This window comes from Chloroflexota bacterium (assembly GCA_009840355.1).
Lineage (GTDB): Bacteria > Chloroflexota > Dehalococcoidia > Lucifugimonadales > JADFKI01 > Bin90.
This window is the reverse complement of record VXNZ01000034.1, coordinates 1-13276: the sequence shown is the minus strand read 5'-3', so window position 1 is coordinate 13276 and position 13276 is coordinate 1. Positions and strand designations below refer to the sequence as shown.

13 protein-coding genes are annotated in these 13276 nt (G+C 58.8%); 8 read left to right on the top strand and 5 right to left on the bottom strand.

From position 1 onward, the window contains the following. The first annotated feature begins 81 nt into the window (after positions 1-81). The 8 genes from F4X57_09910 (at position 82) to F4X57_09875 (ending at position 8249) form a co-directional block, all read left to right on the top strand. Positions 82-1659 (top strand): D-aminoacylase, encoded by a 1578-nt coding sequence (locus F4X57_09910; GenBank protein ID MYC07468.1) that lies wholly within the window; start codon positions 82-84, stop codon positions 1657-1659. Between the two features lie 29 nt (positions 1660-1688). After that, positions 1689-2450 (top strand): sulfite exporter TauE/SafE family protein, encoded by a 762-nt coding sequence (locus tag F4X57_09905; GenBank protein MYC07467.1) that lies wholly within the window; start codon positions 1689-1691, stop codon positions 2448-2450. Continuing rightward, a complete protein-coding gene (locus F4X57_09900; protein MYC07466.1) occupies positions 2447-3184 on the top strand; it encodes a sulfite exporter TauE/SafE family protein in 738 nt (245 codons plus the stop codon). Before F4X57_09905 ends, F4X57_09900 begins: the two co-directional genes overlap by 4 nt. Next, positions 3181-3927 carry a sulfite exporter TauE/SafE family protein gene (locus F4X57_09895; protein MYC07465.1) on the top strand — a complete coding sequence of 249 codons (747 nt, stop codon included), beginning with the start codon at positions 3181-3183 and terminating at the stop codon, positions 3925-3927. Before F4X57_09900 ends, F4X57_09895 begins: the two co-directional genes overlap by 4 nt. Next, entirely contained in the window at positions 3927-4688 is a 762-nt protein-coding gene (locus tag F4X57_09890) for a sulfite exporter TauE/SafE family protein (protein ID MYC07464.1), read from the top strand. Before F4X57_09895 ends, F4X57_09890 begins: the two co-directional genes overlap by 1 nt. Positions 4689-4722: 34 nt before the next feature. After that, a complete protein-coding gene (gene dgoD, locus F4X57_09885; protein ID MYC07463.1) occupies positions 4723-5868 on the top strand; it encodes a galactonate dehydratase in 1146 nt (381 codons plus the stop codon). Between the two features lie 93 nt (positions 5869-5961). Further along, on the top strand, positions 5962-7164 hold the full coding sequence (locus tag F4X57_09880) for a GNAT family N-acetyltransferase (GenBank protein MYC07462.1): 1203 nt from the start codon (positions 5962-5964) through the stop codon (positions 7162-7164). 32 nt (positions 7165-7196) lie between these two features. Then, positions 7197-8249, top strand: a complete 1053-nt coding sequence (locus F4X57_09875; protein MYC07461.1) for a hypothetical protein — start codon at positions 7197-7199, stop codon at positions 8247-8249. Positions 8250-8346: 97 nt separating this feature from the next. On the opposite strand, the gene F4X57_09870 is transcribed toward F4X57_09875, so the two are convergent. The 5 genes from F4X57_09870 to F4X57_09850 all read right to left on the bottom strand — a co-directional run bounded on the left by F4X57_09870 (position 8347) and on the right by F4X57_09850 (position 13159). Further along, positions 8347-9471 carry a mandelate racemase/muconate lactonizing enzyme family protein gene (locus F4X57_09870; GenBank protein ID MYC07460.1) on the bottom strand — a complete coding sequence of 375 codons (1125 nt, stop codon included), beginning with the start codon at positions 9469-9471 and terminating at the stop codon, positions 8347-8349. A gap of 132 nt (positions 9472-9603) precedes the next feature. Next, positions 9604-10368 carry a hypothetical protein gene (locus F4X57_09865; GenBank protein ID MYC07459.1) on the bottom strand — a complete coding sequence of 255 codons (765 nt, stop codon included), beginning with the start codon at positions 10366-10368 and terminating at the stop codon, positions 9604-9606. Between the two features lie 50 nt (positions 10369-10418). Further along, entirely contained in the window at positions 10419-11195 is a 777-nt protein-coding gene (locus F4X57_09860; protein MYC07458.1) for an alpha/beta fold hydrolase, read from the bottom strand. A gap of 72 nt (positions 11196-11267) precedes the next feature. Then, positions 11268-12470 carry an LLM class flavin-dependent oxidoreductase gene (locus tag F4X57_09855; GenBank protein ID MYC07457.1) on the bottom strand — a complete coding sequence of 401 codons (1203 nt, stop codon included), beginning with the start codon at positions 12468-12470 and terminating at the stop codon, positions 11268-11270. Between the two features lie 119 nt (positions 12471-12589). Beyond that, positions 12590-13159, bottom strand: coding sequence for a hypothetical protein (locus F4X57_09850; protein ID MYC07456.1), 570 nt, complete (start codon positions 13157-13159; stop codon positions 12590-12592). Positions 13160-13276 lie beyond the last annotated feature (117 nt).

Genomic DNA, 13276 nt, shown 5'->3' with positions numbered 1-13276 from the left:
TAGTCCCATAGTCTAATCGTACCATCGTGCGCTCTGTGTTATACTGCGCGCTGCTGGTATTGCATATTTTGGAGGGGTGCAATGTTTGATGTTGTCATTATTGGCGGGAGCGTAGTTGATGGAACGGGCGCGGCGGCGTTTCGCGCGGATGTCGGAGTAGAAGGCGAAACGATTGCTGCCATCGGCGATCTGTCCCAATCCGATGCGCGCCGTGTTATCGACGCGACGGGGCTGACCGTATCGCCGGGCTTCATCGACACCCATACTCATTCCGATGCTATACTGCTGACCGACCCGCAGCACGCGAACGGCTTGCGGCAGGGCGTCACCACCGAGATACTCGGGCAGGATGGGCTGTCCTACGCGCAACTCTCGCCTGAAAACTATCGTATGAACCGGCGATACCTCACGGGCATATTAGGCGAGCCGCCGATCGACCTCGATATGAGCAGTGTGGCTGCGTTCCGATCGCACTATCACAAGAAGACGGCAATCAACACCGCCTACTGCATAGCGCACGGGGCGATCCGCTTGGAGACGGTCGGCTTCTACGACAAGCCGCTCGTGGGGGACGCGCTGGACAAGGCTAAGCAGATGATCCGCGAAGGCATGGAGCAGGGCGCGGTTGCGCTTGCCACCGGTATGTCGTACATGCCGAACGCCTGGAGCGACACCGAAGAACTCATTGAGCTTTGCAAGGTTGTGGCGGAATATGATGGCGTGTATGTTACGCACCTGCGCGATGTACACCCCGAGCGCGGTTTCGGCGGCGGCGATGTGCCGGAAGCGCTGGAAATCGGCAGGCGATCCGGCGTCAAAGTACACTTCTCGCACTACCGCACAAGCGCCGAGAACGCCGGCAAAGTCGCCGAGCGGGTCGCGCTGATTGACGAGGCGAAAGCCGAGGGCGTTGACTGCTCGCTTGAGTTGTACCCGTATCCGACAGGAAGCAGCTTCCCGATTCGCTACCTGCCGCCAGATGTGAACGACGGCGGACCCGACGCGCTCCTCGAGCGGCTACGCGATCCTGCCGAACGGCAGCGCATGCTTGAATACGTGATAGAGCAGCCTAACGATCTGGCGTCAGCCGTGTTCACATATCTGCCGAAGAATAACCACCTCGAAGGCATGAGCCTGCGCGATATTGCCGCCGAGCGCGGCGAACTCAAGGAAGAGACTCTGCTGTGGCTGTTAGAAGACGAGGAATTGTCTGTCGGCTACCGCGGCGCTCCGCCAGACAGTGTGAAGGTATGGCAACAGGTCAGCAAGGACTGCGTCGAACTGCTATCTCGTCCCGACTACATGGTCGGCAGCGACGCCATCCATGTGGGCAGCATGCCGCATCCGCGCGCATACGGCTGCTTCCCGCGCTTCCTCGGGCGGCTGCGGCGCAATTTCGGCATGCTCACCCTTGAAGGCATGGTGCAGAGAATGACGGACAACGCGGCGCAACGATTTGGCTTGACAGGACGAGGCCGCATCGAGACCGGCGCGTTCGCGGACATCACGGTCTTCGACGCCGACCGCATCAACGACAATGCCACCTACGACGATCCCTGCCAATTTCCGACGGGTATTCCGTATGTGCTGGTCAACGGGCAGGTCGCGGTGGACAGCGAGCGGTGCACGGGCGTATTCGCGGGGCAGGCGGTGCCGTAATGGCGCGGCAAACATAAGGGCGCGTCAACTTGGATGCGTTATCGGTCGGTCTCACGGGCGAGCAGCTACTGCTGGTTGTAGCGATGGTGTTCGCGGGCGCTCTCGTCTATTGCACCGTCGGATTCGGTATCGGCGTAACAGCGATACCGCTGCTGCTATTGCTGCTCGACACGCAGACCGCTGTGGTGCTCATCAACACGGTCTCGCTGTTTATGTTCTCGCTAGTGATATGGCGAACTTGGCAGCACATCCCGGTGCGTCAGGTGTTACCCATCGTCGTTGCCGGTATCATCGGAGTGCCGTTCGCCATTTTCATTCTGACGGACACGCCGGACACGCTACTCCGTATCGCCATTGCATCGCTCATTTTGGGGCTAACTCTACTTGCCGCATTTAACACGCGCCGGACACTGCCAAAATCCTCGTGGATTGGTGCGGGTGCCGGGTTCGTGGTGAGCGTTATGGTGAATGCGTTCGGCGTTGGCGGCGCGCTGTTGGCATTGGCGCTGCTATCCCGGCGCCTCTCGAGTCAGGCGCTGCGCGGCTCGCTGTCGCTGTATTTTCTTGCCGTAGAGGGCGCCGGTGTCATAGGATACGGCGTTGCGGGGCTGCTGACACAGGAGCGCATGCTGCTTATCGCGGTGTCGGCGCTGCCGGTTGTACTAGGTTTCGGGGTGGCAATGCTAATTTTGCGCCACATAAACGAAGTGATGTTCCGGCGATTGGTCATTGCGGCGATAATGGGCACGAGCGTGACGGTTCTGGCGAGGGAGGCTATTAGCCTGTTGTGAGCGCGATTCAGATTGGGGTAGCCGCCCTGATGATGTTCCTGGGCTGCACTGCCCTGAGCGCGACGGGTTTCGGTATTGGAATGGTGGCAATGCCCGGCCTGCTGTTCGTACTGGAGCCGCAGACTGCGGTTGTTGTACTGAACACGGTGGCGATAGCAGTCGAGGCGTGGGTAGTCGTACAGGCTCGCAAGGATATACCGTTCCGGGATGTCTTGCCGATTGCCGCTGCAGGGGCACTAGGCGTCCCGTTCGCTGTGTACATCCTGAAGTTTGCCGATCCGAGCATAATGCGTATCGGCATCTCCGCGCTGATAATTGCGTTAGCAGCCACTGCTGCGGTTAATTTCCAGAGAGATTTTCCCTTTTCAAAGGCGGTCGGCATTCTGTCGGGGTTCGGAGTAGGTGTCGTGCTCCCGGCGTTTGGGGTGGGCGGGCCACTGGTTACGCTGTACCTCCTTACGCGAAGCTGGGGCAGGCAGTCAATCAGGGCCGCGATGGCGTTCTATCTGCTTGCACTGGACGTATTCGGCATAGCAGGGTACGCTGTGGCGGGTCTTTACACGGCTGAGAGGCTGAACCTGATTGCGCTTATGGTGATACCGATGCTGCTGGGATTGGGGCTTGGTTCTGTGATTCTGAAGATGATGAGCGAGCGCGTATTTCGCTATGCGGTCGTGATGTTGATTGTATTGTCCAGCCTGTCTGTGCTGGTCAGGGAGGTGGCAAGCCTTTGATTGAAATGGGTTGGCTGGAGGCGGCTGTGGCGATGGCTGCGATGTTTCTGGGAGCTACGGTGTTCAGCGCGACGGGTTTCGGGATAGGCATGGTTTCCACGCCCATCATGCTACTTGCCCATGGGCCGCAGTCCGCCATTATTGTGCCGGGAACCCTGGGAATGGGAGTGGCCGTCTGGATAATCTGGAAGTCGTGGCGAGATGTGCCTTTCAAGCAGGTAGTCCCCATAGCGCTGGCTGCAGTGGTTGGTTCGCCTATCGGCGTGTACATACTCAGCAACGCGGACGCGAGCGTGCTCAGCATAGTTATCGCCGGGTTTATTATACTCTTCGCTGTCGGATCGTTCTTCAAGGTGGAGCGTGAACTGCCGTACTCGACGCCGCTAGGGATACTGGCGGGTTTCATCGTGGGCGTGCTGCTGCCGACGACCGGCGTCGCAGGCTCACTGGTGATGCTCTATTTGATGACAAAGAACTGGGAACGCCAGACCGTCAGGGCAGCGATGGCATTCTTCCTGATGACGCTGACTACGGTCGCGGTCGTTCAATTCGCGCTTGCCGGCTTGTACACGCAAGAGCGGCTGATGCTGATAAGCGTCGCGGCGATACCTGCGCTGATAGGCTTGGCGCTAGGCGCATTCATCATCAAGCGCATCAACGAGCGGGCGTTTCAATATGCCGTGATTGGCATCATCATCTTCTCCAGCTTGGTGGCAATCGCTCAGGAATTGGTAAATCTTTAATGGAATTGGCAATAGGTTGGAATCAGGTCGCGTTTGCGCTCTTTGCGCTGCTTGCGGGCTGCACAGTGTACAGCGCGACAGGATTCGGCATCGCGATGGTCTCCATGCCGATTATGCTGCTTGCCGTAGGCGACCCGCAGACGGCGGTTGTGGTGGTGAACACGGCTGGCGTAAGCGCCGGTATCCTGATAGCGATTCAGGCGAGAAATGATATTCCATACAGGGAGATTGTTCCGATTGTGGTGGCGGGTATTTTCGGAGTTCCATTCGGGACGGCGATCTTAAAGTTTGCGGACCCTACCATCGTTCGCATAGGCATAGTTGTGCTGATTTTGGCGCTCGCTGCCCTGTCGATGAAGGAGTTCAAGGGTGAAATACCATTTGCGGGCACGCTGGGAGCTATCGCGGGCTTTCTAGTTGGCGCTACCCTGACGGCGTTTGCCGTGGGCGGCCCGCTGATCGTCCTTTTTCTGCTCGCGAGGAATCTAGGAAGACGGTCGGTGCGTGGAGCGATGGCGCTCTACCTTCTCGTCATTGCCGGGATTGGAGTAGTCGCTTATGCCTCCGCCGGACTGTACAACGCGGAACGCCTGACGCTGGTCGCTATTGTGCTAATCCCGTCCTTCATCGGATTCGGGTTGGGCGCGCTGCTGATTCAGCGCATGAGCGAGAGGATATTTCGTTATGTGGCATTGGGAATAGTCATTCTTTCGAGTATGGCTGTTCTGTTGCCGGAGGCTATGAAACTGGTGCGCGTGTGATAGCATTACCCAAACAATTCTGTGAGGAGAAACAATGAAAATTACATCAGTCGAAACATATCCGGTGGACAGGTATCTGTTCGTGAAGGTGCACACGGACGAGGGGATAACGGGCTACGGCGAGGCAGGCGCTTGGGGACACTTAGAAGCGACCGAAGCCGCCATCCGCCTGAAGTTCGCGCCGTATCTGGTGGGCAAAGACCCGCTGCTCATCGAGCATCACTGGCAGACGATGTATCGCACCGGACACTTCCGCGGCGCGGCGATAATGGCGGGTATAAGCGCGCTGGACATCGCGCTGTGGGACATCGCCGGCAAGCACTTCGGCGTTCCCGTGTACCAACTGCTCGGCGGCAAGGTACGCGACAAAGCGCGCGTCTATTACCATGTGTTCGGCTCCACGCGCGAAGAGTTGGTGTCCGGTGTGAAGGCGGCGAAGGAAATGGGCTTTACGGCAGTCGGACACCTGACTCCGTTCCTTGACGAAGATCGCGCCGTGCCGTACTACAAGTCGCATGCGGACAAGATGGCGGACGCTATTGACGCCGTGCGGTTATACCGTGAGGCTGCGGGCAACGAAGTTGACCTGTGCATCGAGATTCACCGCCGGCTGACACCCGCCGAAGCTGTCGTATTGGCGCAGGGCATCGCCGAGTTCCACCCGATGTTCTACGAAGACCCTATCCTGCCGGAGCATTACGACGCGATGGGATTGGTAGCGAACCAGATTACCGTGCCGATTGCCACTGGCGAGCGATTCCAGACCATCCACGAATTCGACATGCTGCTCAAGCGCGGCGCGGTGCAGTACATCCGCCCGGATGTGTGCTTGGCTGGCGGCATCACGCACACCAAGAAGATTGCAGCGCTTGCCGAGGCCAGCTACGTCGGTGTAGTGCCGCACAATCCACTTGGTCCGATAAGTACGGCTGCGTGCCTGCAAATTGCGGCATGCTCGCCGAACTTCGCCATCCAGGAATACCCAACCGGCGAACACGACTTCCCGAAGAATGTGATGGTGAAAGAGCCTATCGCAGTCGAAGACGGCTTCCTGATTATCCCAGACGCTCCGGGCATCGGCATCGAAATCGCCGACGACGCGCAAGAAAAAGCGCCACCGCGAACCTACGGTCAGATTAACGTCCGCCTCCACCGCGACGGCTCCGTAGTTGACCAGTAGAATCGCAATTATCTGCGGCAATTCCACCAGATTTGCCACTGAACACAGACATTACATTATCAGACCGCATCCATTCGACGGCTAGGAGTTTGAATGACGATAGAAATCAGATTCGTGGGTGAAGACGAACACGAACCGCTAATCAAGAGCGTGTCGCAGGGCTTTGGGACGCCGATGGACGATGACGATATCCTCGCTGCGTTCAAGCGCCCGTTGAAGAACGGCAGGTCTGTCGCGGGGTATGATGGCAGCGACATCGTGGGCGGCTTCACCGTATTTCCGCTTGACATGAATGTGCCGGAGGGAAGGCGCGTTCACACCGCCGTAGTGTCCAATGTCGCGGTGCTGCCCACTCACCGCAGGCGAGGCATACTCACGCGAATGATGGACTGCCAGATGCGCGCGGCGCACGAGCGCGGCGAATCGGTGGCGATACTCGGAGCGTCCGAGAGCATCATCTACGGACGCTACGGCTATGGCATCGCGGCGCAGCACGAACGCTGGGGCATTGACCGCGCGCATACCGCGATGCAGTTCGCGCCCACACCGACAGGTAGCCTGCGATTCATAAACAAGGATGGCGCGCAATCCACGCTGATGGATGTGGCTAATCGTGCCTGCGCGGACAGACCCGCATTCGTCCCGCTTCGTGAGGAGCATTGGGACTTCTTTATGGCGGACTTGGAGCTCGAACGAAATGGCGCCAGCGCGATGAGCTTCGTGCTATATGAAGAAGACGGGCAGGCAAACGGCTATGTCATTTATCGCCTGCGTGAACGGACTGTCATCGTGGGTGACCTAATGGCAGTTACGGATACGGCATACACCGCTCTCTGGCAGTTCTGCTTCGGTATAGACCTGCGGAACAGGATAGAATCGCGCAGCCGCCCGGTGGACGATCCGCTGCCGTGGATGCTCGCCGACCCGCGCCGCCTTGAGCGCGTGCCATACGATGGCATGTGGTTGCGCATCGTGGATGTGCCCGCCGCACTTGAGGTGCGAGATTACGCTGTAGAAGGACGCGTGGTGTTCGATGTGGTGGACGACTTCTGCGCTTGGAACTCCGGCCGGTTCGTATTGGAGGCAGGGCAAGGCGGCGCGGCATGCAAGCCTACGACAGCGGCTCCTGACGTTACACTGCCCGCAGCCTCGCTCGCGGCGATATACTTGGGCGGCGCGGATTTGAGCGTATTGGCGCGCGCCTCTCGCGCAGAAGTCGCCAACCCGGATGTCGCGCGCAAGGTAGATGCGATGTTCAAGGCGCGGCTGAAGGCGTGGTGGCCTCACGAACTATAGGACGCGATTTGACATCGATTGACAGGACATGGATGAACAGTATTGAAAGGATATTTTGCAAAATGGCAGCGAGTATTTCCAGCATCGTAGGGACGGGCGCGCAGGGCTATTCCGGCGATGGCGGACAGGCGACCGATGCCACGATGGACAACCCCTTCCATGTGGAATTCGACCCGTCGTATCGCTATCTCTACATCGCGGACTGCTTCAACTACGCGATACGACGGCTTGACAGGGAGACGGGCGAGCTAACCACATTCGCCGGCACGGGTGAATCCGGGCATACCGGCGACGGCGGACCGGCGACAGACGCCAAAATCGACGAAATCTACGCGATTCAGGTGGATGCTAACGGCGATGTCTATATCCTGCAGCGATTCAACCCGTCCATCCGCAAGATTGACGCGGCAACAGGCGTGATAAGCACGGTCGCGGGTAATGCTACCGTCGGTTATTCGGGCGACGGCGGGCCCGCCACACAAGCACAAATGCGCGAACCCAACGACTTCATCTTGGACGGCGACGGCGGCTTGCTAATCGCCGATGTGCAAGATCAGCGTATCCGTCGGCTGGACATCGCAAGCGGCGTTATCACAACATTCGCAGGCACGGGCGATAAGGCGCACACCGGCGATGGCGGCAGGGCGTCTGACGCGGGCATTTTCGGCGCGCGCGCCGTATGCGTGGACGGCAAAGGCAACACCTACATCTGCGAGCGCGAGGGCAACACGCTGCGCCGCATCGACGCGGACGGCATTATCACCACGGTCGCCGGTACAGGCGCAAAAGGCTACACCGGCGACGGTGAGCCCGCAATCGCTTGCGATTTCAATGGCCCCAAAGCAATCCGCTGCGACGCCGACGGCAACGTGCTAATCGTGGACACCGAAAATCACGCCATCCGCAAATACGACGCCGCAACGGGCATTATCACCACCGTAGCAGGCGGCCACGAGGGACCCGACGGCGATGGCGGCCCCGCGATAGGCGCTGGCTTGGCGCGACCGCACGGCGCAGTAGTGGACAACGAAGGCGCCATGTACATAGCCGACAGCGAAAACCATCGAATTCGTCTCGTGCGCTGAAGCGGCGGCGGGCTCTATTCGTGTCAATGAAAACAAGAAGCCTAGATTCAAGGCAATTGCTCGAATCTAGGCTGTACTATTGTCGTCCTCCGGTTCCCTAGGCGATTATCGCCTTCTCCAGCTCGGCTTCGTCGAAGTCTAGCCCGAAGCCGGGGCGATCGGGCAGGGTGATTTTGCCGTTCTCGGGGATTATCGGCTCTTGGAACAGGGCGGCTATGCGCTCTGCCGGTCCAGTGAACTCTTCAGAGAACTCGTGCGGGCGCACGGCATTGGTGACGGTGCTGTAGGCGTGCAGACTCGCGACCGAGTTCACGCCAACGCTCGGGCTATGCGGCATTATGACCTTGTTGTCGGAGACTGCCATCTCATAGACCCTGACTATCTCGGACAGACCGCCGACATTGAGAATGTCCGGCTGCAGAATGTCCGGGTTGGACAGGTCTATCAGGTCGCGGAAGCGCCACGCGGATGTTTCCTGCTCGCCCGTTGACACCGCCATGTCGAGCGCGTCCACGACTTGGCGCAAACCGCGCAGGTCGTACTGTGGCAGTGGCTCCTCGAAGTGCGCCGCGCCCATCTCTTCCAGCCGTCTGCCCTGCTGAATCGCGGTCGGCACGGAATAGCCGTTGTTCGCGTCAAATCCCAGCGGCACATCGTCGGGCAGCCACTCGCGAACGGCGCGGAATATCTCGAAGTCGTTGCGCGGGTTGCTGTCCTGCCGGTAGTCGCGCCAGTCCATGCGCACCTTGAACGCGCGGAAGCCCTTGTCGTAGCCTTCCTGCACCTCTTCGAGCATCTCGCCGGGCGACTTGCGCCAGCCATTGCCGCGGCTCCAGTACAAAGGAATCTCGGTGCGCCGCGCGCCGCCCAGCATCGCGTAAACCGGCAATCCTGCAGCTTTGCCCATAATGTCCCAGCAACAGATGTCTATCGCGCCCGCAATCTGCGGCGGGACGCGGGTCGCCTGCTGCCCCGTGCCAAGCGAGAGCTTTTCCCAAATTTGTCGAGGTTGTCGCGGGTCTTCGCCAATTAGCAGAGGCTTAATCATTGAGTCCACATACGCGCGGAACACGTCCAGCCCGCGCGAACCTTCCGCGATGCCGGTGATGCCCCCGTCCGTATAGACCCGCACGATGAGCCTGCCGCCCTGCCCGATGAACGATTGGTCGTCCGGTCCAAGGAAACTGCGCAGCTGATTTACTTGTATGTCAGTGATTTTCATCGATTGCACCTCTGTTGCGTGATTGAGTATCGGGTGATCAATTATTGCGTGATTAGGTCATCTGAATCCAGCGCCTTGACTATATGAACGCCCGCTCGCATTGTCAACAGCGCCGATGTTAATTCAAGAATCCTACCTGCCCAGCTCGTCCAACGTCCGCCTCGCGCCTTCCACGACCCATGGACCATCGCCGCCTGCGGTCAAGAACAGCCCGCCTTGTTCTGCGCGGCGTAGCGCTTCGGATGCGCTCGGCGTGTATATGCCGGGTATCTTGCCCGCGCGCTTGCATGCCTCGAATACGCTGACAATCAGGTCGTCGTGCGCCTGCCAGCCGGCAGGATCAGACAGGTCAACTCCCATTGAGTACATGAGGTCGCCGGGGCCTATCCAGCATGCGTCTATGCCTTCTACGGACAGGATGGCTTCGGCGTTCTCCGCAGCCCTTACCGATTCAATCTGAACTGCGAGGAAGATTTCATCGTTCGCCCAGCTCATATAGTCGCCGCCAAGAAAGCCCGTGCCGAACGCGCCCGCCGAGCGTCCGCCAAGAGGCAGATACCGCGCCGCTTCGACTGCCGCTTCTGCCTCTTCCACCGAGTTCACCATTGGCACGACGATGCCCATTGCGCCGCGGTCGAGCAGCCTGCCGATAGCGCCGAATTCGTTGCGTCGGACGCGCGCCATCGGCATCGCCACGCCAAGCGCGATGCTGCGAAATGCGGCCATGGAGGAGTCGTCGCTCCAAGTTCCGTGTTGGTTGTCCACAAGAATAAAATCGAAGCCGAGCGGTGACAGAAGTTCGGCCGAAAGCGCCGATCCAAGGTTGACCTCTGCGCCAAATGCGGGCTCGCCATTGAGCATACGCTGCTTTGCGGTGTTGATTGCGTTGATTGCCATTATTGGCGTCCTTTCATTTCAGAGCGTTAGCTATGTGATGCGCGATAAGTTTAACCCGATAGCCCCATGTGTTCCAGCAACAAAGGCGTAACCTGCTCCGGCTTTTCGATGTGAGGAAGATGCCCCGCGCCTTCAAACACTTCAAGACTGGCGTTCGGCATAGCATCGGCGATCTGCTCGCCTGCGCTGACGGGCACGATGCAGTCGTTCTCCCCCCAAACGACAAGCGTCGGAACTTGCACGCGCGGCAGTAGGTGGATGAGGCTAGGATCGTGCATATACGGCTTCCAGCATAGGCGCGTCGTCATTTCGCGTCCGCGTATTCGCAGATTGGGTTCTTCCGCATCGATTGCCGCGGCGAGCACATCGGAATTACCGATGGCTAGGTTGATGGTCTCTTCTTCGCCGAGCAGGAAAATATCCGCAATCTCGCCGTCTGTCGGGCGGACTCCGGCGGTGCCGATGAGCGTTAGGCTTTGCAGAACCTGCGGGCACATCACCGCCATCTCCGCCGCGATCCAGCCACCCATGAAGCCGCCGATGAGATGCACCCTGCCCAGTCCAAGTTCGTCAAGCGCCCAGAGGTAGAAGCGCGCTAGGTCATCGATAGTCTCCAGCCAGTCGGGCCGCTCCGATGTGCCAAAGCCGGGGTGCGTGGGCGCATATACGCAAGCAGACCGCGACAGGGCTTCGAGATACGGCAGCCATCCAAGATTGCCTTCGATGCTGTGCAGTGAAAGCACCGCGTCGCCGCTGCCAGCCTTCAGCATATGGATTTTCGCGCCCGCAATTTCGATATAATTATCTGAGTTGTTGGCTTCTGTCATGCTTTCCTCGTCATTTGGACAATGCCCAAACCGTACTTAAATGGCGGAATTGGAAATTGGAGTGAAGTCTGCTTACGGCGCCACTTCAAACGGGCCGGGCAATTCGAGTTCTTTGCCGAGTTCGCGGAGGGCGGGCAGCACTTCGTCCTTCATCAGGCGCAGGCAATTCATCGTATCTTCGTGGCTGATGCTGCCGTCATTCGTCCACACCGCGAGTATGCCGGGACGCACTACCGACAGCACTTCGCGCAGTTTCTTGATTACGGTATCCGGGCTGCCCACGACGATGCGATTGAGTTGCACGACCCTGTCGTAGCCCGCCGCATCTACGCCGCCTACCAGCCTGTCCGGTCTGAGATTGATGTTCGCGAGCCGTTTGCGACCTTCGATGGAGCTATAGCCCGGTGGGTTCATATACTCCGGCGGCATTGGCACGCGACCGACACCGGCGTTGCCGGACAAGAAGCCCCTGCCCACTTCGTACGCCTTCTCGTCCGTGTCCTGAACATGTACGCGGAACAGATAGCCGAAGTTCTGGGGGCCCGGTTCGTATCCGACTTCGTTCGCCGCTTCCGCGTAGATGCGCTTGGCATCGCCGACCACATCAGGGTCAGCCTCGAGGAAGACGTACGGATAGTGCCGCTGCGCCGCCCAAATCATCGTCTCAGGGCTTGCGCTGCCCGGCACCCACACGGGTGGATGCGGCTCTTGAAGCGGGCGCACGAATGGGTTGACCACGCGGAATTCGTAGTGCTTGCCGTCCCAGCGGAATGGTCCCGGCGTCGTCCATGTCTTGAGGATAAGGTCGTGCGCTTCCTGAAATCGGTCTCGGTTGTGCACCGGGTTTGTGTTCGTCGCCCAGGACTCGACGCCGGTGCCGCGCACAAAGCCGGAGACAAGCCTGCCGCGCGAAATCAGGTCAATCTCGGCGAGTTCCTCAGCCATTCTGATTGGGTTTTCCTGAATGGGCAGGGGATTGCCGAGCAGCACAATCTTGGGCTTCTTGGTGGTGCGCGCCAAAATCGCCGCTTCGAGGTTCATCGCGGCGCCCATGCAGGTGGGCGTATTGTGGTGCTCGTTGAGCATCAGCCCATCGAAGCCGACCTCTTCGCAGTACTCGTACTCGTCGAGATAGTAGTTGTACATGTGCGACGCTTTGCCCGTGTCGAAATGCGAGTTGGGGAAGGTCAGCCGGACGGCGCTGCGGTAGCTATTGCGCACATCCTCTTCCGTATAGTGGTAGTACGCGCGCTCGGTGAATCGCATCAAGAACATCTGGAACCCTCCTCAAAAGCAATAGCCTCAACGCTCCGTAAGGTTAGGCGCATTGAGGCTATATGGCAAGGGGGGTGATTCACATGAATGGACAGGACGGGCGCGCTAATTCGCGTGGATTAGCTCGCTAGACGCTCCACGCTGGGAACTATCGGAGAGAGAGTGCCGTGCCAGTGGATTTCGAGATGGTGTCGGGCCCGAGTGCAGGCGAGATAGAGAAGCATGCGATCAAATTCCGATGTTTCGCTGAAGTTGTTCTTGCTCGCATTGGCTACAATGACGGCGTCGAACTCCAGGCCCTTGGTGAGGATTATGGGGCTGACGATGATGTCGGTTATTATCAAGCTGCCCTCTTCAAGTCTGCTCACATCCTCTATTCGCTCTGATCTGAATTCTTGCATGATGTCCTTTGCGGTATTTTCCCATTTGGTCAGCACGCCAATCGAGCGAACATCATCCAACTCGCGCAATCTGTCGATGGCATCGGTGATTGCCGTGTGCATTTCGGCGGCGCTTCGAGAGCGCACGAGTTCGGGGCGTTGACCATTGCGGCCATAAGGTTGTGGCGTCTTGGTAGTACGCATGGGCAGATCCTTCAATATGCGGTTTGCGTACTGGGTAATTTGCTTTGTGCTGCGGTATGCAAGGCGCATCTCTCGTGCTCTGGCGACATCGGCTTTGTCAAACAATTTGGCGAATTCATTCCAGTTGGTGACGGACCTGTGCGGAAGGAGTCCTTGCTTGAGGTCGCCGGTACTGTATCAGTTTGAAATTTGTTCAATCGCTAAATGAGACTCAACCAAGCC

What these genes read in the sequence shown, in the direction of transcription:
- F4X57_09910 (MYC07468.1), top strand. Translation starts at nt 82, where the DNA reads ATGTTTGATGTTGTCATTATTGGCGGGAGCGTAGTTGATGGAACGGGC.
- F4X57_09890 (MYC07464.1), top strand. Translation starts at nt 3,927, where the DNA reads ATGGAATTGGCAATAGGTTGGAATCAGGTCGCGTTTGCGCTCTTTGCG.
- dgoD (MYC07463.1), top strand. Translation starts at nt 4,723, where the DNA reads ATGAAAATTACATCAGTCGAAACATATCCGGTGGACAGGTATCTGTTC.
- F4X57_09880 (MYC07462.1), top strand. Translation starts at nt 5,962, where the DNA reads ATGACGATAGAAATCAGATTCGTGGGTGAAGACGAACACGAACCGCTA.
- F4X57_09875 (MYC07461.1), top strand. Translation starts at nt 7,197, where the DNA reads ATGAACAGTATTGAAAGGATATTTTGCAAAATGGCAGCGAGTATTTCC.
- F4X57_09870 (MYC07460.1), bottom strand. Translation starts at nt 9,471, where the DNA reads ATGAAAATCACTGACATACAAGTAAATCAGCTGCGCAGTTTCCTTGGA.
- F4X57_09865 (MYC07459.1), bottom strand. Translation starts at nt 10,368, where the DNA reads ATGGCAATCAACGCAATCAACACCGCAAAGCAGCGTATGCTCAATGGC.
- F4X57_09860 (MYC07458.1), bottom strand. Translation starts at nt 11,195, where the DNA reads ATGACAGAAGCCAACAACTCAGATAATTATATCGAAATTGCGGGCGCG.
- F4X57_09855 (MYC07457.1), bottom strand. Translation starts at nt 12,470, where the DNA reads ATGTTCTTGATGCGATTCACCGAGCGCGCGTACTACCACTATACGGAA.